Annotated in this window: 23 protein-coding genes; 6 read left to right on the forward strand and 17 right to left on the reverse strand. The window is 67.6% G+C overall.

What is annotated here, in order from left to right:
* The first annotated feature begins 76 nt into the window (after positions 1-76).
* A complete protein-coding gene (locus tag HGK58_RS00445) occupies positions 77-427 on the forward strand; it encodes a hypothetical protein (RefSeq protein ID WP_168625601.1) in 351 nt (116 codons plus the stop codon).
* Positions 428-440: 13 nt separating this feature from the next.
* Here the strand turns inward: HGK58_RS00445 and HGK58_RS00450 are convergent, their stop codons facing one another.
* From HGK58_RS00450 to HGK58_RS00460, 3 genes are read right to left on the reverse strand one after another with little or no spacing between them, the layout of a single operon-like run.
* Positions 441-1271: an ABC transporter permease gene (locus HGK58_RS00450; protein ID WP_349236082.1), complete on the reverse strand. Its 831-nt coding sequence runs from the start codon at positions 1269-1271 to the stop codon at positions 441-443.
* Positions 1268-2110 carry an ABC transporter permease gene (locus HGK58_RS00455; RefSeq protein WP_168625603.1) on the reverse strand — a complete coding sequence of 281 codons (843 nt, stop codon included), beginning with the start codon at positions 2108-2110 and terminating at the stop codon, positions 1268-1270. Before HGK58_RS00455 ends, HGK58_RS00450 begins: the two co-directional genes overlap by 4 nt.
* Positions 2107-3033, reverse strand: coding sequence for an ATP-binding cassette domain-containing protein (locus HGK58_RS00460; RefSeq protein ID WP_168625604.1), 927 nt, complete (start codon positions 3031-3033; stop codon positions 2107-2109). Before HGK58_RS00460 ends, HGK58_RS00455 begins: the two co-directional genes overlap by 4 nt.
* A 206-nt stretch (positions 3034-3239) precedes the next feature.
* On the opposite strand from HGK58_RS00460, the gene HGK58_RS00465 reads away from it, so the two are divergent.
* Positions 3240-3470, forward strand: coding sequence for a hypothetical protein (locus HGK58_RS00465; RefSeq protein WP_168625605.1), 231 nt, complete (start codon positions 3240-3242; stop codon positions 3468-3470).
* Between the two features lie 18 nt (positions 3471-3488).
* A complete protein-coding gene (locus HGK58_RS00470; protein WP_168625606.1) occupies positions 3489-5381 on the forward strand; it encodes an ABC transporter ATP-binding protein in 1893 nt (630 codons plus the stop codon).
* 272 nt (positions 5382-5653) lie between these two features.
* On the opposite strand, the gene HGK58_RS00475 is transcribed toward HGK58_RS00470, so the two are convergent.
* Positions 5654-6445, reverse strand: a complete 792-nt coding sequence (locus tag HGK58_RS00475; protein WP_168625607.1) for an RNA methyltransferase — start codon at positions 6443-6445, stop codon at positions 5654-5656.
* Between the two features lie 147 nt (positions 6446-6592).
* On the opposite strand from HGK58_RS00475, the gene HGK58_RS00480 reads away from it, so the two are divergent.
* On the forward strand, positions 6593-6997 hold the full coding sequence (locus HGK58_RS00480; protein ID WP_168625608.1) for a YjbQ family protein: 405 nt from the start codon (positions 6593-6595) through the stop codon (positions 6995-6997).
* A gap of 75 nt (positions 6998-7072) precedes the next feature.
* Here HGK58_RS00480 and HGK58_RS00485 read toward each other — a convergent pair whose 3' ends face one another.
* From HGK58_RS00485 to gabT, 12 genes are all read right to left on the reverse strand, one after another.
* Entirely contained in the window at positions 7073-7810 is a 738-nt protein-coding gene (locus HGK58_RS00485; protein ID WP_168625609.1) for a 3-hydroxyacyl-CoA dehydrogenase, read from the reverse strand.
* A 2-nt stretch (positions 7811-7812) separates the two neighbouring features.
* Positions 7813-8973, reverse strand: coding sequence for a thiolase family protein (locus HGK58_RS00490; RefSeq protein WP_168625610.1), 1161 nt, complete (start codon positions 8971-8973; stop codon positions 7813-7815).
* A 132-nt stretch (positions 8974-9105) separates the two neighbouring features.
* Positions 9106-10095, reverse strand: a complete 990-nt coding sequence (locus HGK58_RS00495) for an Lrp/AsnC family transcriptional regulator (protein ID WP_168625611.1) — start codon at positions 10093-10095, stop codon at positions 9106-9108.
* A gap of 70 nt (positions 10096-10165) precedes the next feature.
* The gene (locus tag HGK58_RS00500; protein WP_168625612.1) at positions 10166-11218 is read right to left on the reverse strand and encodes an ABC transporter ATP-binding protein; all 1053 of its coding nucleotides are present in this window, start codon (positions 11216-11218) and stop codon (positions 10166-10168) included.
* Positions 11218-12018, reverse strand: coding sequence for an ABC transporter permease (locus HGK58_RS00505; protein ID WP_168625613.1), 801 nt, complete (start codon positions 12016-12018; stop codon positions 11218-11220). The genes HGK58_RS00500 and HGK58_RS00505 overlap by 1 nt, the downstream gene beginning before the upstream one ends.
* Positions 12019-12022: 4 nt before the next feature.
* Positions 12023-12844, reverse strand: coding sequence for an ABC transporter permease (locus HGK58_RS00510; RefSeq protein WP_349236083.1), 822 nt, complete (start codon positions 12842-12844; stop codon positions 12023-12025).
* The gene (locus HGK58_RS00515; protein ID WP_168625615.1) at positions 12841-13914 is read right to left on the reverse strand and encodes an ABC transporter substrate-binding protein; all 1074 of its coding nucleotides are present in this window, start codon (positions 13912-13914) and stop codon (positions 12841-12843) included. Before HGK58_RS00515 ends, HGK58_RS00510 begins: the two co-directional genes overlap by 4 nt.
* Before the next feature lie 72 nt (positions 13915-13986).
* Positions 13987-14460, reverse strand: coding sequence for a DUF3830 family protein (locus HGK58_RS00520; RefSeq protein ID WP_168625616.1), 474 nt, complete (start codon positions 14458-14460; stop codon positions 13987-13989).
* A gap of 36 nt (positions 14461-14496) precedes the next feature.
* A complete protein-coding gene (locus HGK58_RS00525; RefSeq protein ID WP_168625617.1) occupies positions 14497-15246 on the reverse strand; it encodes a gamma-glutamyl-gamma-aminobutyrate hydrolase family protein in 750 nt (249 codons plus the stop codon).
* Between the two features lies 1 nt (position 15247).
* Positions 15248-16732: an aldehyde dehydrogenase gene (locus HGK58_RS00530; protein ID WP_168625618.1), complete on the reverse strand. Its 1485-nt coding sequence runs from the start codon at positions 16730-16732 to the stop codon at positions 15248-15250.
* Positions 16733-16951: 219 nt separating this feature from the next.
* Positions 16952-18439 (reverse strand): NAD-dependent succinate-semialdehyde dehydrogenase, encoded by a 1488-nt coding sequence (locus HGK58_RS00535; RefSeq protein ID WP_246865358.1) that lies wholly within the window; start codon positions 18437-18439, stop codon positions 16952-16954.
* 42 nt (positions 18440-18481) lie between these two features.
* Complete coding sequence (gene gabT / locus HGK58_RS00540; RefSeq protein ID WP_168625619.1) at positions 18482-19819, reverse strand: 4-aminobutyrate--2-oxoglutarate transaminase; 1338 nt, start codon at positions 19817-19819, stop codon at positions 18482-18484.
* Positions 19820-19921: 102 nt separating this feature from the next.
* On the opposite strand from gabT, the gene HGK58_RS00545 reads away from it, so the two are divergent.
* Entirely contained in the window at positions 19922-21337 is a 1416-nt protein-coding gene (locus HGK58_RS00545; protein ID WP_168625620.1) for a PucR family transcriptional regulator, read from the forward strand.
* A gap of 109 nt (positions 21338-21446) precedes the next feature.
* On the opposite strand, the gene HGK58_RS00550 is transcribed toward HGK58_RS00545, so the two are convergent.
* Positions 21447-23345, reverse strand: coding sequence for an FAD-binding monooxygenase (locus HGK58_RS00550; RefSeq protein WP_168625621.1), 1899 nt, complete (start codon positions 23343-23345; stop codon positions 21447-21449).
* Positions 23346-23447: 102 nt separating this feature from the next.
* Between HGK58_RS00550 and HGK58_RS00555 the strand changes: the two genes are divergently transcribed.
* Positions 23448-24146, forward strand: coding sequence for a helix-turn-helix domain-containing protein (locus HGK58_RS00555; protein WP_168625622.1), 699 nt, complete (start codon positions 23448-23450; stop codon positions 24144-24146).
* Positions 24147-24209: the final 63 nt, after the last annotated feature.

The raw sequence follows: 24209 nt of genomic DNA on the forward strand, positions 1-24209 counted from the left end.
GATCCTCTAGCAGCACCGGAAGGCGCAAGGACCACCACGGTCCTTGCGCCTTCCGCATGTCTGGGAGGATTGAGGCATGGAAATCGCGTACAACATCCTGCTCATCCTGCACTTCGTCGGTCTCGCCTCGCTGCTCGGAGGAGTGATGGTGCAGTTCCGGCCGCTTGCTGCTGGCAAAGCCGTTGTGAACCCGGCGATGTTCCACGGTGTACTCACTCAGCTGGTCACGGGCCTGCTGATGGTCGGTATCGCCGAGATGGGCGACGGCGACGTCAACCACATGAAGATCGGCATCAAGCTCGCGGTGCTGATCGTCATCACGGTGCTCGTGTTCATCTACCGGCGCCGGCAGAACGTCGCGTCGTGGGTCGTCTGGCTGATCGGCGCGCTGACCGTCGCCAACATCGCGATCGCGGTGCTGGTCTAGCTGTCCCCAGGCGTCACTCCAGGAAGAGCGCCTTCAGCCTGCGCGTCGTCAGGGTCAGCCCGACAACCACCATCACGACGTAGTAGAGCACGTGCCAGATCATCCCGCCGGTCATGATCCCGGTGGTGAGTCCGCGCATCAGCTCGACGCCGTGCCACAGTGGCATCGCTTGAATGATCCACTGGATCCACTCCGGGTAGACGCTCAGCGGGTAGAAGGTCGCCGAGAACAGGAACATCGGCAGCAGGATGAAGTTGATCCAGTCCATCTGCTGGAACGTCTTCATGTAGCTCGTGATGCCCATCCCGAAGCTCGCGAAGCCGAAGGCGATCAGCAGCACGGCCGGTAGCGCCAGGATCGCGGTCCAGGACAGGTTCAGCCCGAGCACCTGCATCACGAGCATGAACCCGCAGGCGTAGGCGAGACCGCGCGCGAGCGCCATCATGATCTCGCCGAGCGCGACGTCGAACGGGCCGAGCGAAGTGGCGAGCATCCCGTCATACAGCTTGCCGAAGTTCATCTTGAAGAAGACGTTCCACGTCGAGTCGAAGATCGCGCCGTTCATGGCGGCGACCGCGAGCAGCGCCGGCGCGATGTACGCGGCGTATGGGATCTCCTGCCCGCCAGCGGTCTGGATCGTGCCGATGTACGCGCCCAACCCGATGCCCATCGCGAGCAGGTAGAAGACGGGCTCGAAGAAGCCGGATACGACAATCAGCCAGTTCGAGCTCGCCGTGGCCTTCACAGCGCGCTCCATCACCGAGCGTGCGTTGCCCGCGTACAGCGACGGCAGCAGGAACGGACGGTTGACGTGCGCGACGGGTGGCGCCTCGATGGTTGTCACTTGTTCAGCCTCCTCACCGCGAGTCGCTGGGCGACCACCCAGCCGATGACAGTCAGTGCGATCAGGTAGATGACGTGCACGGCGGTGAGCCATCCGGGCTCGTCGAGGCCGTACGCAAACACGCGGGACAGCTCGACGCCATGCCACAGCGGTGAGATCCACCCGATCCACTGCAGGAAGGACGGCAGCGTCTCGAGCGGGAAGAACGTGCCGGAGAACAGCGTCATCGGGATGACGCCGAAGCGCATCACGTAGTTGAACTGGCCGCGATCCTCGTCGAGGTGGGTGGCGTAGGCCATGATGAGCGTGCCGACAGCCATCCCGGTGAGGGTCGCGACTGGAATGGTGAGCCAGCCGAGCGGGCTGGGGACCGCGCCGAAGAGCAGCATGAACGCGTAGTAGACGATGCTCTGGCCGAGCATCCGGATGATGACCGCGTAGACGACGCCGTTGATGATCTGCTGGCCGGTGAGCGGGGCGGAGTTCATGCCGAAGAAGGTCGGGTTCCACTTGAACCCGAGCATGATCGGGTAGCTGAACTCCTCGGTGGCGGTGGTCAGTGCCGCGCTGCACAGCAGCGCTGGGGCGACGAAGACCAGGTAGGTGACCGCGGCCTGCTCGGAACCGACGTTCGCGTCGACGATGGTGGCGAGCCCGACGCCAAGCGCGTACAGGTAGAGCAGCGGCGATCCGATGCCGGTCGCGATCATGGTCTGCAGGTAGGAGCGCATGACCATCAGCCGGTGCTCGGCGACGTACCAGCCGCCGAATCGGCGCGGCTTCACACCGCCAGCGACGGCCTGTTCCTTGGCGCGCTCGAGGGAAACGTCGATGCTCATTCGATCAAGCTTCTTCCGGTGAGCCGCAAGAACACGTCCTCCAGGCTGGACCGGCGGACGAGCGAGGTGATCGGGTTCAACCCTGCCTCGGTCACGCGCTGCAGCTCAGCCTCGCCGTTGTCGCTGTAGATCAGGATGCGGTCGGGCAGCACCTCGATGCGATCACCGATACCGGCGATCTGCTCGGCCACTGCGGCGTTGCGGTCGGAGCCGAAGCGCAGCTCGAGCACCTCGCGGGTCGAGTACTGGCGGATGAGCGACGCCGGAGTGCCCTCAGCCATGATCGACCCCTTGTCGATGACGACGAGTCGGTCGCACAGCTGCTCAGCCTCGTCCATGTAGTGGGTGGTGAGCACGAGGGTTGTGCCCTGCTCCTTGAGCCGGAACAACCGGTCCCAGAGCACGTGCCGCGCCTGCGGATCGAGACCGGTCGTCGGCTCGTCGAGCAGCAGGATGCGCGGGTTGTTGATCAGCGCGCGCGCGATGGTGAGGCGGCGCTTCATCCCGCCGGACAGGTCATCGACGCGGGACTTCGCCTTGTCGGTGAGCTGGGCGAATTCGAGCAGCTCGTCCGCCTTCGGGCCGAGGTAGTTGCGCGGGAACCCGAAGTAGCGGCCGTAGATGATCAGGTTGTCGCGCACCTTGAGATCGGCATCGAGGTTGTCCGCCTGCGGCACGACCCCAAGCTGAGACCGGATTTCCGGACCGTTCTGGTTGGGGTCGAGCCCGATGATCGACAGGTCGCCCGCGGTGCGCGTGGACACCGCACCGACCATGCGCATGGTGGTGGACTTGCCTGCACCGTTCGGTCCGAGGAAGCCAAAGGACTCACCGGGCGCGATGTCGAAGGAAATCCCATCGACCGCCGGGAAATCCTTGTACTTCTTGACGAGATTCTTCGCGCTGATGACTGCTTCTGGCACGGGAGCCAAGCATAGACTGCGGCACCGACATCCGCGTGACGCGCAGCTCGTGCTCTCGCCGCAGCATCCGCCTGCATGCCTCCGGCGAGACTGCGGAAACCTGCGCTTAGGGCGCTCAGAGCGCGGGTTCGTGCAGTTTCGCGGGTCCGATCGACGGCTGTCAACCTCGGTTGACGAGTGTGCGATTGTCAACTAAGGTTGACGGCATGTCCGAGCCGCTGCACACCGCGAGCGCCGAGCGGGAACCCAACCCGCTGACGGAGCTCCGGGCGCTCGCCGGGCGGCGCGAGGAACTCGCCGAGCTGCACGCGAACCTCGACCGGGAGCAGGCGGCGCTGGTGCGCAAGGCGCGTAACGGCGGGTACGGCTGGCAGATGATCGCGAGCGCGCTCGGGGTCAGCAAGCAGGCGGTGCACAAGAAGTACGGACGCAGCTGAAACGATGGAAGAGAGACGATGAGCACCACGAATGCCCGGCCGGGGCGACGCAGGAACAAGGACGTGCCGGAGGGTCCCCGCGCCAAGTTCTCGCAGCTGCTGCCGTACATCCTCGCCCACAAGGGCGTCGTGGCCGGGGTGATCGGGCTGAGCATCGTCGGGGCAGCCGCATCCCTCGCGCAACCGCTGCTCGTGGCCCAGGTGATCGCGCTGGTCGAGCAGGAGCGGGATCTCGGCTCGCTGATCTGGTGGCTGGCCGCGCTCGTGGTCGCCGCGGCGGTGATCAGCGGATTCCAGCACTACCTGCTGCAGCGCACCGGAACCGGCATCGTGCTGGACGCGCGCCGCTCCCTCGTGCGCCGGATGCTTCACCTGCCGATCAGCCAATTCGACACCCGCCGCACCGGCGACCTGGTCTCCCGGGTCGGCAGCGACACCACCATGCTCTACGCGGTGATGACGCAGGGCCTCGTCGACGCGGTCGGCGGCGCGCTGATCTTCGTCGGCGCTCTGATCGCCATGCTCATCCTCGACGCGGTGCTGCTGGGCATCACCCTGCTCGTCATCGCGATCGCGTTGGCGCTCGTGATCGGGCTGAGCTCGCGCATCCGGGTCGTCAGCCAGAAGCAGCAGCGCAAGGTCGGCGACCTCGCGGCCAGTGTCGAGCGGGCGGTGAGCGCGATCCGCACGGTGCGCGCGGCGAACGCGACCGAGCGGGAAGCGGATGCGATCGATGAGGAGGCGCGCGGCGCCTACCGGATGGGCATCCAGCTCGCGAAGGTGTCGGCATTGGTGGTGCCGGTGGCGGGCATCGCGCTGCAGGTAACGTTCCTGACCATCATCGGCGTCGGCGGGTACCGGGTCGCCACCGGGGACATCACGCTGGCGACGCTGGTGTCGTTCATCCTGTTCCTGTTCCTGATGATCGGCCCGCTCGGGCAGGCGTTCGGCGCGATCACGTCAGTGAGTCAGGCGCTCGGCGCGCTCGGCCGCATCCAGGAGATCATCGACCTGCCGAGCGAGACCGAGGCGGATGCCGGGATCGTGCCGGCCGCGGCGATCGAGACCGACGACGTGATCCGCTTCGAGGACGTGTCGTTCGCGTACCCGGCCGCGCCTCCGGCTGACGGTGCCGCGACATCCCCGTCGGTTGACGGCGCTTCGAACTCCACTCCGCTGGTTGAGGGATCGCGAAGCGATCGTCTCGAAACCAGCCCCGACAGCGACCCCCGCCCCGTCCTCCACAACATCTCCTTCACCGCCCCGCGCGGCAAGCGCACCGCGCTGGTGGGGCCATCCGGTGCCGGGAAGTCCACCATCCTGGCGCTCATCGAGCGGTTCTACGACCCGACCTCCGGGGTGATCCGGTTCGGCGGGGTGGACATCCGCGGCCTCGACCGCACGGAGCTGCGGTCGCAGATCGGCTATGTCGAGCAGGATGCTCCGGTGCTGGCCGGCTCGCTGCGCGACAACCTGCTGCTTGCCGCTCCGGATGCGTCGGATGCCGATTGCGTCGAGGTGCTGCGCTCGGTCAACCTGACCGGTGTGCTCGAGCGCGACGAGCGCGGGCTGGACGCGCCGGTCGGCGAGGACGGTGTGATGCTGTCCGGCGGTGAGCGTCAGCGGCTCGCGATCGCGCGGACCCTGCTGGCCGCGCCGCCGGTGCTGCTGCTGGACGAGTCGACGTCCTCGCTCGACGGGCTCAACGAGAGACTGCTGCGGGACGCGATCGACGCCGTTGCGCAGAACCGCACGCTGATCGTGATCGCGCACCGGTTGTCGACGGTGGTCGACTCGGACCAGATCGTCGTGGTCGAGGCCGGGCGGGTGGTCGGTGTCGGCACGCACGACGAGCTGGTCGACTCGACACCGCTGTACCGGGCGCTCGCGGAGCACCAGCTGCTCGCCTGACCCTTGCACCGTCGCCCGCTTGTGGCCTAGCAGTTCCGAGGGGTCGCAAACTGCCCTTCGTGCGCCCAGGAAGGGCTCTTTTCGACCCCTCGGGGGCGGTGTGTGGCGAGTTGCCCACTTTCGCCCCCTTTCAGGCGCAAAACCGGGGCGGAACTAGGCAACTCGAGGTCAGCGCCCGAACCTCGCGAGGGGTCGAAAACTGCCCTTCGTGCGCCCCGGAAGGCCTCTTTTCGACCTCTCAGGGTCGACCTACGGCTAGCGAATGCGCGCGGCTACTCGCCGACCGCCCACATGGCGACGGCGGCCGCCGCGGCGACATTCAGCGAGTCGATGCCGTGCCGCATCGGGATCTGCACGACAGTGTCCGCCGCGGCGATCGCATCCGGGGTCAGCCCGTCCCCCTCGGTGCCGAGCACGAGCGCCAGCCGCTCGGGCGGTGCAAACTCGCGCAGGCTGACAGCATCGTCGGTCAGGGCGAGCGCTGCAAGGTGGAATCCGGATGCGGTGAGCAGCTCGCGCGTGGACGCCCAGTCGCCGACCCGCGTCCACGGCACCTGCAGCACGGTGCCCATGCTGACCCGGATAGCGCGACGGTAGAACGGGTCTGAGCAGCGCGGGGTGATGAGCACCGCGTCCGCGCCGATTCCCGCGACCGAGCGGAAGATCGCGCCGACGTTGGTGGGCGCGACGACGTTCTCGAGGATCACCACGCGGCTGGCGGCTGCAAGCAGCTGCTCCGGGGCTGGCAGCGGCGGACGGTGCACGGACGCGATCAGCCCGCGATGCAGGGCGTACCCGGTCAACTCGGCGAGCAGCTCGCCCGGCCCGGAGAACACCGGCACGTCGTCACCAACCAGGGCGACGGCCTCGTGGACAGTGCCGCCGAGAGCGAGCACCGATCGGGGACGGTGGCCGGCACGCAGTCCCCGTTCCAGCACGAGCGCCGACTCGGCGATGTACAGCCCGTGCCCCGTGCCGCGTGCCTTCTTCAGTGCGACATCGTTCGCGCGCGTAAAGTCGGCCAGGCGCGGGTCGGAGAGGTCCGTGATGTCGATGACCGGCATCCGACCAGTCTTCCGCACCCCATTCACGCTCCCTGCTCATCGATGCTCCGGTTTGTTATCGATGCGCCTGCTGTAAAGGGCGCATCAATAACAAGCGGGCACATTCGTTCGGGCGCTGACCGCCGGGGACTCTGTCAGCATGGATGCATGCGCTCGGAGACCATCCAGTTCACGACCGGCGACCGCGAGGTGGTGCTCGACATCACGCGCGAGTGCGCCGATCTCGTCGCCGGCGAAGGCGACGGGCTTCTGCACGTGTTCGTGCCGCATGCCACCGCCGGCATCGCGATCATCGAGACCGGCGCCGGCAGCGACACCGATCTACTGCGGGCGCTCGACGACCTGCTGCCCGCGGACGACCGGTGGGTGCACCGGCACGGCAGCCGCGGCCACGGACGCTCGCACGTCGCACCCGCGCTCATCCCGCCGTACGCGAGCGTTCCGGTGCTCGGCGGCGCGCTCGCGCTCGGCACCTGGCAGAGCATCTGTCTCGTCGACCTGAATGTGGACAACCCGGTGCGCTCGGTGCGACTGTCGTTCCTGCCCGGCTGAGAACCCACCCACATTGAGTCGGGAGTATTGGCCGTTTTGAGCGCGCCAAAGCGGCCATAACTCCCGACTCGATGACTACTTCGGGGCCATCCGGATCGCGCCGTCGAGGCGGATCGTCTCCCCGTTCAGCATCGGGTTCTCGATGATCTGCCGCACGAGCAGGGCGTACTCCTCGGGCCGGCCCAGCCGCGACGGGTGCGGCACCTGCTGCCCCAGCGACTCGCGCGCCGCCTCCGGCAGCCCGGCCATCATCGGCGTGTCGAAGATGCCCGGCGCGATCGTCATCACCCGGATTAGCCGCGGCGCGAACTCCCGCGCGAGCGGCAGCGTCATCGCGGCCACCGCGCCCTTCGACGCCGAATATGCGGCCTGCCCCACCTGACCGTCGAACGCGGCGACGGATGCGGTGTTCACGATCACCCCGCGCTCCCCCTCATCCGGCTCGGTCGCCGCGATCGCCTCGGCCACGAGGCGGGTCACGTTGAAGGTGCCGATCAGGTTGACCCGGATGACGCGCTCAAAGTTCTCGAGCGGCTGCGGCCCCTCGCGTCCGAGCGTGCGCTCCGCTGTCGCGACCCCAGCGCAGTTCACGGCCACCCGCAGCGGCGAGCGCGCGGCGCCGATCGCCGCGCGCACCTGCGCCTCATCGGTGACGTCGCCCTGCACGAATTGGATGCCGTCCACCGGCTCGCGCGGCTCCGCGCGGTCGAGCGCGATGACGTGCGCACCGGCAGCGGCGAGTTCGCGTGCCGTTGCCAGCCCGAGGCCGGAGGCGCCGCCGGTGACGAGCGCCGAGCATCCGGAAATCCGCATTCTTAGAGCCTTTCGATGATCGTGGCGTTGGCCATGCCGCCGCCTTCGCACATGGTCTGCAGTCCCCAGCGGCCGCCGGTGGACTCGAGCTGGTTCACCAGCGTGGTGAGGAGACGAGTGCCGGATGACCCGAGCGCGTGCCCGAGCGCGATCGCCCCGCCGCGCGGGTTGAGCTTGTCCGGGTCGGCGTCGAGGTCCTGCAGCCAGGCGAGGGGCACGGAGGCGAATGCCTCGTTGACCTCGTAGGCGTCCATGTCGTCGATGTTGAGGTCGGCGCGCTCCAGCACCTTGCGCGTCGCCGGGATGATGCCGGTGAGCATGAGCAGCGGGTCGCTGCCGGTGACCGCGAACGAGTGGAAGCGCGCGCGGGGCGCGAGGCCGAGGCTCTTCGCTTTCTCGGCGCTCATGATGAGCGCGGCGGATGCCCCGTCGGTCAGCGGGCTGGAGTTTCCCGGGGTGATCTTCCAGTCGAGGTCCGGGAAGCGCGCGGCGAGCTCGTCGGTGCGGAACGCGGGGTTCAGGCCGGCCAGCCCCTCGGCGGTCGTCGACTCGCGCACGGTCTCGTCGACCAGCATCCCGCCGATCGGGATGATCTCGTCGGCGAAGGCGTCCCGCGCCTCGACCGCGAGGCGGTGCGAGCGCGCCGAGAACTCGTCGAGCTGCTCGCGGTTGAAGCCCCACTGCTGGGCGATCAGCTCGGCGGAGACGCCCTGGTTGACCAGCCCCTCCGGGTAGCGCTCCTTGATGCGGGTGCCGTACGGGTTCATCCCTCCGGCGGAGGAGCCGAGCGGGATCCGGCTCATCGACTCGACCCCGGCCGCGATCACGATTTCGTACTGGCCGGTCATGACGCCCTGCGCGGCGAACATCGCCGCCTGCTGGCTGGAGCCGCACTGGCGGTCAATGGTCGTGCCCGGCACGGTGTCGGGGAAGCCCGCGGCTAGCACCGCGTTGCGGGCAACGTTGAACGTCTGCTCACCCGCTTGCGACACACATCCGGCGATCACGTCGTCGACGGCTGCCGGATCGACGCCGTTGCGCGCGACCAGAGCCTCGAGGGTCTCGGCCAGCAGGTCGACCGGGTGAATTTCGGACAGTTGCCCGCCGGGCTTGCCGCGTCCGGAGGGCGTGCGGATTACGTCGACTATCACAGCATCGTGCATGGCCCCAGCCTATCCGTGAGGGTCACGAACCTTCCGTGAGGGGTGACAAACCTGCCTTCGCGGGGTACCGCCCGGACGGTTGGCGACCCCTCAGCGAGAGGGCGGCGAGCACCGGCACGAGAAACGTCGGGGTCAGCTGGCCGGGGAGTCGAGCACTAGGAGGGGCCCCCGGCGCACCGCTTGCATCACAATGCGTGCCTCATCGATCTGGACGTCAGGGAAGCGGCCGATGACATCCGTCTGGAATGCGTATAACTCGTCTTCATCCTCGACGAGCACATCGATCAGAAAACTCGCGTGCCCGGTCGACGAGGCGCAGAACCGCACGCTGCGGTGAGCGCCCAGGGCACGGCCGAGCTCATCGCTCAGCGCGGACGGCGCTCGCAACCACATGACCGCCTCAACGCTCAAGCCAAAGATCGCCGGCGTGACCTCGGTGCGCACGTGAAGCACGCCGGAGGAGAACAAGGCATCCACCTTGCGCCGTGCGGTCTGCGCGCTCACTCCGACATCGGTCGCCAGACTGGAAATCGCCGCGCGACCGTCGATCGCGAGCAGGTCGATCAGTTGCCGGTCTGTGTCATCGATGTGCACGTTCGCGTTGACCGTACGGTCCGCGGTCCACAACCCCTCGGTGAGCTGCTGCACGACATGATCGGGCAAACCGCCGGCGTTCCAGTCGTAGCCCGAGCGGTGAAGCTTGAGCACTGTGCCGACGTCAAAACTGATCAGCCCAGTCAGGTCAGGAAGGTCTCGGAACAGAAAGCGGTTCAATGCGTCGGGATCCGGCGGCAGGAAGTAGCCGGCGATGTTGCCGGAGCCTTCCAGAATCGACACCGAGGATGCGTCGGCGCGGTGGGCGAGGATGGCAGCGACCTCGTGCACTCGGCGTGTCTCAATCTCGGCGCGCAGCAGGATGCCACGCGCGTGCGCAACGCGGGCAACATCCAGGTAGGTGGAGACGCGCACGGTGCCGTCATCGAGCAGCCTCTGTCCCCGCCGAGCCGCTGTGCGTTCAGGGATGTCCAGCGCACGTGCGACGGCACCCCACGATGCGCGCCCATTGACCTGCAGTGCCGCCGCGATGGCGCGATCGACGTCCTTGCCGTTGCCCGAGGTCATGATGCCTCATTGTGCCGCACGTCAGCGATCATCGCTCAACACGGTATTCGAGCACGCCCACGCACCGCGCTCATGACAACACGAGCGCGTCGCTCGACGACCAGCTCAGCTCGACCTGGTCACCGGCTGACAGCATCGACTCACCGTTCGCAACCACGCGCAGCATGGCACCCTGATACTCGACGAGGTACTGGACCTCGCCGCCACGGAAGACGCGTGAGACCACGGTCGCGGTGACCACCGAGTCGTCTGTCGAGAGCGGATCACCGATGCGCACCTTCTCCTGCCGCAGCACGAGGGTTGCTGCCCCAGAGTTCGACGTGCGAACCGGCACGGTGTCACCACCGGCGAGGACGGCCGTAGCGCGGGAGTTGTCGATCTCCACCGAAACGTCCAGCAGGTTGGCCGCACCGAGGAAGTCGGCCGCGAAGGGCGTGCGCGGGCGGCGGTACAGCTCCTCCGGGGTGCCGGCCTGCTCGACCACACCGTCCCGCATCAGCACGACCTGGTCGGAGAGGCTCATCGCCTCGTCCTGGTCGTGGGTGACGAACACCGTGGTCAGCCCAAGCACCCGCTGCAGCTCGATCAGCTCGACCTGCATCTCCTCGCGCAGGCGCGCGTCGAGGTTCGACAGCGGCTCGTCGAGAAGCAGCACGCGTGGCTCACCGGCGATCGCGCGCGCAAGCGCGACGCGCTGCTGTTGACCACCCGACAGCTCTCGGGGCAGCCGCGACGCGAAGTCGCCCATGCGCACCTGGTCGAGCGCCTGCTTGGCGAGTTCCTTCTGCTTGGCACGATTGCCGTAGCGCTTGCCCTGCATCCGGAGCGGGAAGCGCACGTTGTCGAGCACGGTCATGTGCGGGAACAGCGCGTAGCTCTGGAACATCATGCTGAGACCGCGCTTCTCGGGCGCGAGGTCGGTGACGTCTTGCCCGCCAACCGTGATCGAGCCGCCGGAGGTTGTCTCCAGTCCGGCGATGCAGCGCAAGAGGGTGCTCTTGCCGCATCCGCTCGCCCCAAGGAGCGAGACGAAGGTGCCGGACGGCACGCTGATGTCGATGCCCTTCAGCACTTCGGTCTCGCCGAACGACTTGCGCACGCTGGAGATGATGAGTTCGGCCATTAGCTGAATGCCTTTCCGAGTCCGACGACCTTCTCGATGACAACGATGGCGATCGCCGTCAGCAGCATCGACAGGGTCGACACCGCCGCAACCGTGGGGTCGGCGCTGAATTCGAGCTTGCTGTAGATCGCCATGGGGAGTGTTTCGAGGGTCGGTGTCCTGACGAACAGCGCGATGACCGCGTCGTCGAACGAAACGATGAATGCGAGGAATGCGCCCGCGACGATGCCCGGGCGGGCCATCGGGAGCAGGATGTGCCAGTAGCGGCGCCACCATGGCGCCCCCATCACGCGCGCCGCCTCCTCCGTGAAGCGGTCGCTTCGGGAGATGACGCCGACGACCGTGCGCATCACGTAGGGAATGGTGATGACGATGTGGGCGATGGTGAGGATGATCGCGGATGGCCCGCCGAGGAACTGCGACGAGAACGAGAGCATGCCGATGGCGAAGATGATGCTCGGGATGATAAGCGGTGACATCGCCATCGACTGCACGAACGCTGCGCCAGGGAACCGGTGGCGGGTCACGGCCAGCGCCGTCAACGTGCCGATTGCGGCAGCCACGAGCGCCGTCACCGCGGCGATCTGCACGCTGGTCAGGAACGGTGTCATGTAGGTGTCATCGCTGAGCACCATCGCGAACCAGTCCAGCGTGAAGCCGGTCGGCGGAAACGCGAGGAAGCGCGATTCGTTGAATGCCGCGCCGACAACGACGATAAGCGGCGCGAACATGTACACGGTCACCGCCACGAAGAGCGCGACGGTGAGGATGCGTGCCCACAATGGGACAGAACGAACCATGTGGTTATCTCCTGGCCGAGAGCTTCGCCGTCAGCCCGATGGTGACCAGGACGACGATGAGCATGAGCAGTGACTGGGCAGCAGCAAACGGCCAGTTGAGGTTGGTCGTCGCATCGGTGTAGATGATGGCTGCAAGGACGGGGATCTGTGCTCCGCCGATGAGGTTCGGCGTGATGAACGAGCTGATGGACATCGCGAAGGCGAGGGTGCCGCCGGCGATGGCGCCCGGGATTGCGAGCGGGAAGACGACGCTCCAGGCCGTGCGCCCGAACGACGCGCCCATGGTGCGAGATGCTTCCTCGAGCCGCCGATCCACACCGTTGAGCACCCCCAGGATGGACAACACCGCGAACGGCACCAGCACCTGCACCATGGCGATGTTCACGCCGAGCTCGGTGCCGAGCAGCCCCTGACGCGACTTGCTGAGCTCAAGGAAACCGGGGATGTCGGCGAGCGGACCGGCAGGGCCGATCAGGATGACCCAGCCGAAGCTGCGCACGACGACGCTGGTCATGACCGGTAGCACGATCGCGATCATCATGAACGCCTGCACCTTCGCCGACGCGCGCGACATGGCGTACGCGAGCGGCAGCGAGATGAGGAGCACAACGGCCGTCTGCACGAGGGCCATGCGCAGCGATCGCATGGCTGCACCGGTGTGGAAGGCGGACTCGAAGAACCTGGTGAAGTTCTCGATGGTCCACCCCCCACCCGGGGTGGTGAAGCCGGACAGCAGAACGCTGGCCACGGGCAGCACGAAGCCGACCAGAAGCAACACCACCACGGGCAGGATGAGGAGCCAAGGCTCCAGTTTCAGGCGTCTCACTGTGCGATGCGCAGGTTCCACTCGTCGGTCCATCCGGCGCGGCGCTCGTTGAGAACCGTGCTGTCGTAACGGACCAGCTTGCTGAGCGCGTCGCCGTGGATCACGGTGTCCGCGATGTCGCTCGAGAGCTCCGTGGTGGTGTTCACCGGGGAGTACAGCATTGCCTCAGCGAACGTCGCCTGCGCCTCGGGGCGCAGCGAGAAGTCGACAAGCTTCGTCGCCAGGTCGGAGTTCGTCCGCCCTGCAACAACGTTCGCCGTGATGAAGGATGCCGGGGCACCCTCATCCGGGACCGCGAACTCAACGTCCAGGCCGGCCTTGCGGAGGGTCTCCGCGTAGTCCTGCGAGTACGGTGCGATCCAGATGTCACGCGCCGAGAACGCCTGCTGCATGTCCGCCGACGTCTTGATCACGATGGCGTCACCCGACTGGGCGAGGTCACCGAGCGCGTCGAGCCCGGGCTCGAGGTCGTCCGTGTCGCCGCCGAGCGTCTCGTTCACCGCGAGCAGCGAGAGCAGCCCGTAGGAGTTCGACAGGTCGGTGAGTGCGACGTGCTGCGCGTACTTGGGGTCGAAGACGTCCTCCCACGAGTTCGGAGCCTTCTCGATGACGTCAGAGCGGTAGACGATACCGATCGGGGTCACCTGCATGACGGGTCCCTCGCCGCGCTCGAGTCCCTCGGTCGCGATCGGCGACAGGTCGTCGAAGGTGGTGAGGTCGGCGGGGTCGACCGGGTCGATGAGACCCTGGGCGGCCGCAATGGCCTCCTGTCCGCCCGAGAAGTGCACGACGTCGAGCTGCGGGGCGGATGCCTGCGCCGTCAGCTGTGCCAACGCGTCGGCGCTGTACAGCGTGACGAGCGTGATCTTGGCGTTGTACTCCTCTTCGAACGGCTTGACGACCGCTTCGATGTAGGCCTTCTCCCAGTCACCGCCGAAGGACGTGACCACGAGCTCGACGGGGGCTCCCCCGTCGCTGTTGCCGGAAGGGGCGGACGTGGTGCTGCAGGCGCTGACCGCGAGCGCGAGGCCGATGGCGGCCGCCGCTGCGAAGGGTTTCGCAATTTTCACGTGAGTGTATCCTCTCTGATTTTCTCTTGGTGCTTCGCCGCCAGGTGCGGCGGAGCGTGCCTCGTGAGCGGTCTAGACGCGACCGATCGTGAGCTTCTTGATGCCGTTGATCCGGATGTCGTACGACTCCTTCGCGAACTCCTTCAGACCCTCCGAGATGGTCGCGAAGATGTTCACGGGGGTCCATCCGAGCGGACCGAGGGTGCGAGCACCGGGCGCGTAGAAGACGCCGATCTCCCAGTACTCGAAGGGGAGCCCACCCATCTGGTAGGGGCGCTGGTAGTACCACTGCAGGTCGCCGACGCCAGGGATCACCTGCTGGTTCTCGGCAGGGACCGCCTCGGGGTCGAACGTGTGGTGCGTCTCGGGCAGACCGACCATCACCTCGGGGCCGGCGTAGATGGCGTGCATCGCGTCCATGGTCGCGGGCTTCTCGAAGGCCTTCCACAGGGTCTCGCACGTCTGCGGTGCGAGGTCGAAGTGCAAGTCGGCAATCGCGCGCGGGCCGTTCTCGTACTCGAGGAAGAACTGACGTACATCACTCATGGTTCTTACGTGTTTCCGTTTCTTAGGTGGTGGGTGTCACACCGAGCGGTGGGACGCGGTCTTCGCGTGCGCGCGAACGACGCTCACGAAGTGGTCAAAAAGGGAGCGCCGATGCGCCGGCTCGTGCATCTTCTCCGGGTGCCACTGCACCGCCAGGAAGTCCCAGTCCGTTGATGACTCGACTGCCTCGATCACGCCGTCCTCTGACACGGCAGCAATGCGGAGGCCATCGGGCACCACGTCAGCGGCCTGATGGTGGATGCTGTTCACCGGCGTGCGGGTGCCGACGACGCCCGCGAGCGTGCTCTCCGGCTCGACGATCACGTCGTGCCGCCACGCCAGAAGCTCCGCCCCGGTGAGTCCGCGCGGGTGCTGCGCGGTGGTCGGGATGTCCTCGATCAGCCGGCCGCCCAGCGCGACAACGCCGATCTGCAGTCCCCGGCAGATGCCGAGAGTCGGGAGCCGTGCGTCGCGCGCCGCGCGGATGAGGGCGATCTCCGTCTCGTCTCGACCGCGGTCGTACCTCTCCGCCTCGGACGGCGTTCCGCCGTAGTTCTCCGGATGCACGTCGCCGCCGCCCGCGATGACGACTCCGTCCAACGTGCCGATCAGGCGCTGCGCGCCGGTCACATCCGTGTCGGGAATGAGCACGACCTGCGCGCCGGCATCCGTCAGCGACTGCACGTATTCGACGCCGAGCGTGTACAGGTCGGTGTTGTCGGACGCGTAGGTTGGCAGCTCACGGCGCCACATGGTGATGCCGATCAGCGGGGCCCCATCGGTCATGTCAGAGCTCGATCCAGGTCGTCTTGAGGTCAGTGAACTTGTCGATCGCGTGAGCGCTCTTGTCACGCCCGAACCCACTGCCCTTGACGCCGCCGAACGGCACCGACATGTCGCCTTCCTCGAAGCAGTTCACCCAGACGATTCCTGCCTTCACGGCGCGGGACACCCGGTGCGCCGCTCCCAGGTCGCGGGTCCACACGGATGCGGCGAGGCCGTACTCGGTGCCGTTGGCCACGCGGATCGCCTCTTCCTCGCTGTCCACCGTGATGACGGACAGGACCGGGCCGAATACTTCCTGCTGCTCGATGCGCATTCCCGGCGTCACGCCGGTGAGGATCGTGGGAGCGATGTAGGAGCCGCCCGGGTGCGCGTCGACGACTGCCCGCTCGGTCGAGCCCTCGACGATCTCGGCACCGTCGGCGACCGCGTTCCGCACGTGGCCGAGCACGCGTTCGAGGTGTGCCTCGCTGACCAGCGAGCCGAGCGGGGCATCCTGATCGAGCGGGTCGGCTGGCGCCATCTCGCGCGCCTGGGCCCGAGCGTGCTCGAGGACCTCGTCGACGACGTCGCGGTGCACGACCATGCGGCTGGAGGCGCTGCACATCTCGCCCTGGTTGTAGAAGGAGCCCCATGCGGTCATGCGGGCTGCCTTCTCGAGGTCAGCATCCGGAAGGATGATGCTCGCCGACTTGCCGCCGAGCTCAGGCCAGACCCGCTTTCCGTTGGATTCACCGGAGTAGCGCAGGAACGCGCGACCCACTTCTGGGGAGCCGGTGAAGGTGACGATGTCGACGTCGTGGTGCAGGCCGAGGGCCTTGCCTACGATGTGTCCGCGCCCCGGGACGACGTTGAGCACGCCGTCCGGCAGGCCCGCCTGAAGGGCGAGTTCGGCGAGCTTCAGCGCTGAGTACGGGGTCTGCTCTGCGGGCTTGAGTACAACACTGTTGCCAGCGACAAGCGAGGGGCCAAGCTTCCACGCGGTCATGGTGAGCGGGAAGTTCCACGGCACAACCGCGGCGACCACACCCGCCGGCTCACGCGTGATGAGGGCGACGACGTCATCACCAGCGGCCGGGCTCTCGTCGGGTCGCTTGTCGGCGATCTCGCCGTACCAGCGAATGCAGTTGGCGACCGCGCGCAGCTCGACTCCCAGCGCCTCGCGCACCGGCTTGCCCATCTCGAGGGAAATAGTGAGCGCCAGGTCGGCGGCGTTCTCCTGGATGAGCTCTGCCCACCGGCGCAGAACGGCGCCGCGCTGGGCGGGACGCAGTCCGCTCCACCGACGGTCCTCGAACGCGGCCCGCGCGGTCGCGACCGCTCGGTCGACATCGCGTTCGTTGCCAAGGGCGATCTGGCCGAGAACCGAACCGTCGCGTGGGGCGACCACGCTGAAGATTTCCTCGCCGAAGGCATCGACCCAGCCGCCATCGATCAGGTGCTTCGCCGGCAGCACCAGGCTGTCGGCGCTTTCGATCCAGTTCGTCACTGCACTCCCTCAACATCGAACGCGAGATTTCGGACGATTGTGGCACACTTTCGCCACTAACGCACTTTCGGTGGTTTATTCTCGCCAGTCAAGGCCTTTGGAGTATTACTTAGCGCCGAATTCGTTACCTGGACGAGATGTCTGCTCGCGTTGTGTTCCGGCTTTCGCGCACAAAAAAGTGGGGCCGCCCCGAGGGCGACCCCACTTCTCGATACCGAACTACCCGAACGGGTCCGGCGTCAGCGTGTACTTGGTCGACAGGTACTCGTGGATGCCCTCGAACCCGCCCTCACGGCCGAGCCCCGACTGCTTCACCCCGCCGAACGGCGCCGCGGCGTTCGAGACCACGCCGATGTTCAGGCCCATCATTCCGGTGTCAACGGCGTCGATCATCCGCTGCCCGCGCGCGAGGTCCTTGGTGAACACGTAGCCGACCAGGCCGTACTCGGTCGAGTTGGCCATCCGCACGGCCTCCGCCTCGTCGTTGAACGTCACGATCGACAGCACCGGCCCGAAGATCTCCTCGCTCAGGATGCTGCTGCCGGGCTGCACGCCCGTGACCACGGTGGGTTCGAAGAAGGTCCCAGGACCGTCGATCGCGGACCCGCCGGTGACGACCTGCGCACCCCGGCCAACGGCATCCGCGACCAGCTCGGACACCTTCTTGATGGCGTCCTCGTCGATGAGCGGACCGATGGTCACGCCCTCCTCGGTGCCGCGCCCGACGCGCATCGCCTTGACCCGCTCGGCGACCCGGCGGGAGAACTCGTCGGCGACCGACTCGTGCACGATGAACCGGTTCGCCGCGGTGCAGGCCTGCCCGATGTTGCGGAACTTCGCGGCCAGGGCGCCGTCGACTGCCTTGTCCAGGTCGGCGTCGTCGAAGACGATGAACGGGGCGTTGCCGCCGAGCTCCATCGACGTGCGCAGCACCTTGTCGGCCGCCTGCTTCAGCAGCGCGACGCCGACCGGGGTCGACCCGGTGAAGCTGAGCTTGCGCAGCCGGTCATCCTCGAGGATCGGCTTCGACACCGCGCTCGAGCTGGACGATGTCACCACGTTCACGACACCGGCGGGCACGCCGACCTCTTCGAGCAGCTTCACGAAATACAGTGTCGTGAGCGGCGTCACCTGCGCGGGCTTGACGATCACCGTGCAGCCGGCGGCGAGCGCAGGGCCGATCTTGCGGGTCGCCATCGCGAGCGGGAAGTTCCACGGGGTGATCAGGTAGCTGGGGCCGACCGGGCGCTGCGACACGATCATCCGTCCGGTGCCCTCCGGGCTGGTCGCGTAGCGGCCATGGATGCGCACCGCCTCCTCGCTGAACCAGCGCAGGAACTCTCCACCGTAAGTGACCTCGCCCTGCGCCTCGGCGAGCGGCTTGCCCATCTCGATCGTCATCAGGAGCGCAAAGTCGTCGCGGCGCTCCATCATCAAGTCGAACGCGCGGCGCAGCAGTTCGCCGCGCACGCGCGGCGCGGTGGCCGCCCATTGCTCCTGCGCGTTCGCGGCGGCATCCATCGCCTTCTGCGCGTCCTCGGCGGTGGCGCTCGCGATCGTCTTGATCACGTTGCCGGTGGCCGGGTCCTTGACGTCGAAGGTGGCGCCGCCGGTCGCATCCACCCACTGCCCGCCGATGTACAGCTGGTGCGGCACGGATGCGAGCAGCTCGCTCTCGCGCGTGCTGGTGGTCATAGTGTCAGTCATCATTACTCCTTGTAAGTCACGCTAGGTCGGCCCGCTGGGGGTTCACTTCGTGGCTGCGAGCGCCTCGGCCAGCACGTCCAGGCCCTCGTTCAGCAGGGCGTCGCTGATCGACAGCGGCGGCAGGAACCGGATGACGTTGCCGTAGGTTCCGGCGGTGAGCATGATCACGCCGTGACGGTGCGCGTACGCGGCGAGCGCCTTGGTGAGCTCGGCATCCGGCTCGGTGGTACCCGGCTTGACCAGCTCGATCGCGATCATCGCGCCGCGGCCGCGCACGTCGCCGATGCGGTCGTCGCCGGCCTGCAGCTCGGTGAGGCGGGAGATCAGGATGTCTCCCACCTCGACCGCCCGCTCGACCAGGTTCTCCTTGACGATGGTGTCGTAGCTGGCCAGTGCAGCGGCGCACGCGAGCGGGTTGCCGCCGTAGGTGCCGCCGAGGCCGCTGACCTGCGGCGCGTCGAGGATCTCGGCGCGGCCGGTGATGGCGGCCAGCGGCAGACCGCCGGCGATGCCCTTGGCGGTTACCAGCACATCCGGGACGATGCCCTCGTGCTCACTCGCGAACAGCGCCCCGGTGCGGGCGAAGCCGGTCTGCACCTCGTCGGCGATGAACACCACGTTGTTGGCGTTGGCCCACTCGACGATCGCGGGCAGGAAGCCCTCGGCGGGGACGATGAAGCCGCCCTCACCCTGGATCGGCTCGATCAGGATCGCGGCGAGATTCTCGGCGCCGACCTGCTTCTCGATCACGCTGATGGCTTTCGCCGCCGCCTCGGCGCCGGTGAGCCCATCGTGGTACGGGTAGGACAGCGGCGCGCGGTACACCTCGGGTGCGAACGGCCCGAAGCCGCTCTTGTACGGCATGCTCTTGGCGGTCAGCGCCATGGTGAGGTTGGTGCGACCGTGGTAGGCGTGGTCGAAGACGACGACGGCCTGCTTCTTGGTGTAGGCGCGGGCCACCTTGATGGCGTTCTCGACCGCCTCGGCGCCGCTGTTGAACAGGGCGGAGCGCTTCTCGAAGTCACCGGGGGTGATGCGGTTGAGCAACTCGGCGACCTCGACGTACGGGCCGTAGGGGGTGATCATGAAGCAGGTGTGGGTGAAGGCCTCGACCTGCGCCTTGACCGCCTCGACGACCGCGGGTGCGGCGTTGCCGATGGTAGTGACGGCGATGCCGGAACCGAGGTCGATGAAGGTGTTGCCGTCGACATCGCGCAGCACACCGCCGCCCGCGGATTCGGTGTACACCGGCATGGTGGTGCCGATGGCCGATGAGACCGCCTTGGCCTTGCGCGCCGCCCACTCCTGCGAGTTCGGGCCGGGAGCGATCTCACCGGATGTGCGCTGTTGGTCGATGGCTGGGCCGCCCAGAATCGTCATTGTTCCTCCTTGGATGTCTGGTTCGAGGCTACGTCTCGGGCGGGACGGATGCAGTGGCATCGATGCACAGCTGGATTCTCTCGGTTGTGCGAGACTGACACCGTGCCCACTGTCTCGGAAATCGTGGCGCTGCGGGCGCTCGCGCTGTCCGCGGTGACCCTGCCGCATCCGGATGCCGCGGTGCGCTGGGTCGCGACAAGCGAGCTTCCCGACCCGAGCCCGTACCTCGAGGGCGGCGAACTGCTGCTGACGACCGGGCTGGTCGACCGCGACGCTGCCGGCTGGGGCGAGTTCGTACGCGTGGTGCTGGAGGCCGGGGTCGTCGCTGTCGGATTCGGGGTGGGCGTGCGGCATCCGGAACTTCCGGTTGCGCTTGCCGCAGCCGCAGCACGGGACGGTTTGAACCTGTTCGTCGTACCGCAGCCGACCCCATTCATCGCGGTGAGCAAGGCGGTGGCCGACTCTCTCGCGGACGCCGAACGGGACGAGGACCGGCGCTCGCTCGCCCACCAGCAGGAGTTGACGCGCGCTGCCGTGGTCGGCTCGGCTGAGCTGGTGGATGCGCTCGGCCGGATCGTCGGCGGGTCGGCCGCCGTCATCGGCCAGGAGGGTGACGCGCTGTTCGGGTTTGCAGGGCTTGGCGACCGGGCGCGACCGCTCATTGAGCGGATGCAGCGCGGTGACCGCCGCAGCGCGTTCGCCGAGATTGGTGCGGCGGGCCGGATGCTGGTGCAACCGGTCGAGCTGCACGGCCGCACCGACGCGTACCTGGTGATCGAGTCGCCGGACGCTCTGAACCCGGCTCAGCGCACGGCGGTGTCGACAGCGCTCGCGTTGCTGACGCTCGAGCGCGACCGGGCGCGGGTGGAACGGGATGCCGAGCGGCGCATCCGGGCGGGCGCGGTGTCGCTGCTGCTGCAGGGGGATGCTGTCGCGGCCGAGGCGGTGCTCGGGGCGCTTCCGTGGGCGTCGGCGCGGGTCGTACGCGCGCGCGGCGCCGCCGTCGGGGAGATTCTGGCGACCCTCGAGCACCTGGGTGCGATCGCCACCGTGACGCCCGACGACGAGCTGATCGTGATCTCGCCGGATGAACCGGAACTGCCAGGCCTGCTCGTCGGGGTCGGACCGGTGCAGCCGCTCGCTGCATTGGGGGTCAGCGACAGCGCCGCGCGGGATGCGCTCGCGGCCGCGTCGCCGGGACGACCGGTGGTGCGCTGGGAGGAGCTCGCGGGCGAGGGCGTCGACGCGCTGCTGTCGTCGGAGTCGCTCACGTCGTACACGGCGATGCTGCTCGGGCCGGTTCTGGCGCGTCCGGATGCCGGTGAACTGGTGGCCGCGCTGCGGTCCTTCCTGAAACACAACGGGCAGGTCGGGCCGGCGGCCGCTGAGCTGGGCGTGCACCGCAACACCGTGCGCAACCGGCTGGCTTTGGCGGAGGACTTGCTCGGGCGTTCCCTGCAGGACCCGCAGGCCCGCGCGGACCTGTGGATCGCACTCAAGCACGTCACCGCTGGTTGAGGGATTTCGCGCCAGCGAAATCGTCTCGAAACCAGCGTGCCGGGGGTGGTTTCGAGACGATCGCTTCGCGATCCCTCAACCACCGGCGTAGACGATCGCTTCGCGATACTCAACCACCGGATGCGCGCATGCAGCCGGCGAAGAAGTCCGTGAGCTCGTCCCGCGCCGTCAGCGGCAGCACGTGCGCGACGTACTGGTCCGGTCGGACGATCACCAGGCATCCGGTGCGGTCGATGCCGCGCTTGTTGAAGATGTCGCCGCGCTCCGGATCCACGGCGTAGACCTTCTCGTAGTCAATCAACCCGAACGGCCCGACGCGCGGCAGGAAGATCGGCGGGACCCGGCCCAGGTCGACGTCCTCGTAACTCTGCTGGAAGACGACTTTGAAGTCGAACACGCCGTCCACGTCGCTGCCCTCGGGGGTGAACCGTGCGACTGGCGAGTCCCCTGATGTCGCCAGCCACTCGGCCCAGTCGGTCAGCGCCGACGGTTCGCCCGCCGCGGGGGCATCCGCGAACGCGTACACCCGCCAGCGGCCATCCGCACGGTGATGGTGCCCGAGGTGCACCGGGTTCGCATCCGCGACCCGCAACGCCCGAGCCGACTTGAAGCGCTTGCCGATCGGGAATCCGGATGCGAGCTGCTGGTGCGTGGCCTCGCCGGTGATCATCGACGGCTCGTACTGGGTCATGAACCCGGCCGGGAACTCAGCCGTGGTCACGTAGAACTCGGCGAGCTCGGCTGGGCTTTCGAATTCCTCCGGCTTCTTCGCCATCATGGACGCCCACTCGCGGTCGAAGTCGATGAGGTTCTGCGCGACGACCTGCCGTTCAGCCGAGTAGGTCTCCAGGAGCGCCTCTGGGGCGCGTCCATCGAGGACCTGCCCGAGCTTCCAACCCAGGTTGAAGCCGTCCTGGATGGATACATTCATGCCCTGGCCGGCCTTCGCGCTGTGCGTGTGGCAGGCGTCCCCGGCGATGAATACGCGCGGGGCGCGCTGCCCGGTGAGCTCCACCGGGACGTCATCGAACTTGTCGGTGACCCGGTGACCGACCTCGTAGACGCTGGACCACGCGACGTTGCGAACGTCGAGCGTGTACGGGTTCAGGATGGCGTTGGCCTTGGCGATGATCTGCTCGATCGTGGTCTGCCGCACCTGGTGCTGGTCATCAGCGCCGACGGCGCCGAGGTCGACGTACATCCGGAAGAGGAAGCCGCCCTCGCGCGGGATGAGCAGGATGCTCCCGTTGTCGCGCGACTGGATCGCGCACTTGGTGCGAATGTCGGGGAAGTCGGTGACCGCGAGCACGTCCATCACACCCCAGGCGTGGAATGACGGAGTGCCCAGGTGCTTGCGGCCGATGGACTCACGCACGGCGCTCTTCGCGCCGTCGCAGCCGACGACGTACTTCGCGCGGACGACTCGCTGCTCACCCACGCGCTCGCCGGCGGTGGCCCGCACCGTCACGGCCACCGGATACTCGGCGCCCTCGGTGATCTCCAGCGTGACGAAGTCCCAGCCATAATCGGGCTTGATGCGGGCCGGGCCATTGGCCGCGAACTCCGCAAAATAGTCCAGCACGCGAGCCTGGTTGACGAGCATGTGCGGGAACTCGCTGATGCCGTGCGGGTCGTCTTCCGTGCGCTGCGTGCGGATGATGCTGGTCGGGTTCGCCGGGTCCGGCGCCCAGAAGTTCATCGCGGTCAGCTGGAACGCCTCCGAGATGAGCCGCTCGGCGAAGCCGAAAGCCTGGAACGTCTCGTTGCTGCGCGCCTGGATGCCGTCCGCCTGGCCGATCTCGAGTCGTCCGGCTCGCCGCTCGATGAGCCGCGTGGTGATCGAGGGGTATTGCGACAGCTGGGCGGCGATGACCATGCCGGCCGGGCCGGAGCCGACGATCAGCACGTCCATCTCGTCGGGGAGTTCGTCCGGGCGGTTGAGGCCGGTGCCGGCCGCCGGGAGCACTCTGGGGTCACCGGATACGTAGCCGTGGTGGTGGAACTGCATCGTTCGCTTCCTTGTCCCGGTCAGGCGCGTGTTCTATAATCGAACACCTCGTTCTATTCCAGAACAGTATCTCGTTTGGTCTAGCGCACCACAAGGGCAGGGATGAGCACGACCGCACCGCACTCGCAGACGCTGTCGCGCGGCATCCGGATGCTGGAGATACTCGCCGAGTCGACCTCCCCGATGACGATTGCCGACGTCGCCGCGGCGCTCGGGGTGCACCGGTCGATCGCGTACCGGATCCTGCGGACGCTCGAGGACCACGGGCTTGTTGTGCGCGACGGCGCCGGGGCAATCGAGCTCGGGCCGCGGCTGGCGGCGCTCGCGCGGAGCGTGTCGCGGGACCTGCAGGCGGCGGCACTGCCGGAGCTGACCCTGGTGGCGAACGAACTGCGGATGACCGCGTTCGTGTCGGTGCTGGACCAGCACGATGTCGTGACGCTGGTCAGCGTCGAGCCGCGGCACGCGCAGGCGACGGTGGTGCGGCGGCCGGGCACGCGGCATCCGCTCTCCCGGGGCGCGCCCGGACTGGCGATCCAGTTGATGTTGACCCCGGCCCAGTGGCGCGCGCTCGAGTCGGAGCACGAGCGGCCGGAGGCCGAGCTGGCCGCAGCCCGGGGCTATGCGACCAGTCACGACGAGGTGATCGCCGGGCTGTCGTCGGTCGCGGTGCCGCTGGCGATCGCCGGGCAGTCGCCGGCAGCGGTCGCGGTGGTCTACGTCGCGGCAGGCGAGGACCAGGCCGCGCTCGCCGCGCGCCTAAGCGCGGCCGCCCGCACCATCGCGTCCGAGCTGCAGTAGCTCGCGCGCGGCAACACCCGCACCAACAGCTCATCGAGTCGGGAGCTATTGCCCTTCTCACGC

Origin of the sequence: Cryobacterium sp. BB307 (assembly GCF_012274275.1) — a bacterium.
In the GTDB taxonomy this organism is placed as follows: Bacteria; Actinomycetota; Actinomycetes; order Actinomycetales; family Microbacteriaceae; genus Terrimesophilobacter.

Bases quoted from the DNA above. Each gene is read 5' to 3' on its own strand.
- HGK58_RS00445 (WP_168625601.1), top strand. From the start codon at position 77: ATGGAAATCGCGTACAACATCCTGCTCATCCTGCACTTCGTCGGTCTC.
- HGK58_RS00455 (WP_168625603.1), bottom strand. From the start codon at position 2,110: ATGAGCATCGACGTTTCCCTCGAGCGCGCCAAGGAACAGGCCGTCGCT.
- HGK58_RS00465 (WP_168625605.1), top strand. From the start codon at position 3,240: ATGTCCGAGCCGCTGCACACCGCGAGCGCCGAGCGGGAACCCAACCCG.
- HGK58_RS00470 (WP_168625606.1), top strand. From the start codon at position 3,489: ATGAGCACCACGAATGCCCGGCCGGGGCGACGCAGGAACAAGGACGTG.
- HGK58_RS00475 (WP_168625607.1), bottom strand. From the start codon at position 6,445: ATGCCGGTCATCGACATCACGGACCTCTCCGACCCGCGCCTGGCCGAC.
- HGK58_RS00480 (WP_168625608.1), top strand. From the start codon at position 6,593: ATGCGCTCGGAGACCATCCAGTTCACGACCGGCGACCGCGAGGTGGTG.
- HGK58_RS00485 (WP_168625609.1), bottom strand. From the start codon at position 7,810: ATGCGGATTTCCGGATGCTCGGCGCTCGTCACCGGCGGCGCCTCCGGC.
- HGK58_RS00490 (WP_168625610.1), bottom strand. From the start codon at position 8,973: ATGCACGATGCTGTGATAGTCGACGTAATCCGCACGCCCTCCGGACGC.
- HGK58_RS00495 (WP_168625611.1), bottom strand. From the start codon at position 10,095: ATGACCTCGGGCAACGGCAAGGACGTCGATCGCGCCATCGCGGCGGCA.
- HGK58_RS00500 (WP_168625612.1), bottom strand. From the start codon at position 11,218: ATGGCCGAACTCATCATCTCCAGCGTGCGCAAGTCGTTCGGCGAGACC.
- HGK58_RS00505 (WP_168625613.1), bottom strand. From the start codon at position 12,018: ATGGTTCGTTCTGTCCCATTGTGGGCACGCATCCTCACCGTCGCGCTC.
- HGK58_RS00520 (WP_168625616.1), bottom strand. From the start codon at position 14,460: ATGAGTGATGTACGTCAGTTCTTCCTCGAGTACGAGAACGGCCCGCGC.
- HGK58_RS00525 (WP_168625617.1), bottom strand. From the start codon at position 15,246: ATGACCGATGGGGCCCCGCTGATCGGCATCACCATGTGGCGCCGTGAG.
- HGK58_RS00535 (WP_246865358.1), bottom strand. From the start codon at position 18,439: ATGACTGACACTATGACCACCAGCACGCGCGAGAGCGAGCTGCTCGCA.
- gabT (WP_168625619.1), bottom strand. From the start codon at position 19,819: ATGACGATTCTGGGCGGCCCAGCCATCGACCAACAGCGCACATCCGGT.
- HGK58_RS00550 (WP_168625621.1), bottom strand. From the start codon at position 23,345: ATGCAGTTCCACCACCACGGCTACGTATCCGGTGACCCCAGAGTGCTC.
- HGK58_RS00555 (WP_168625622.1), top strand. From the start codon at position 23,448: ATGAGCACGACCGCACCGCACTCGCAGACGCTGTCGCGCGGCATCCGG.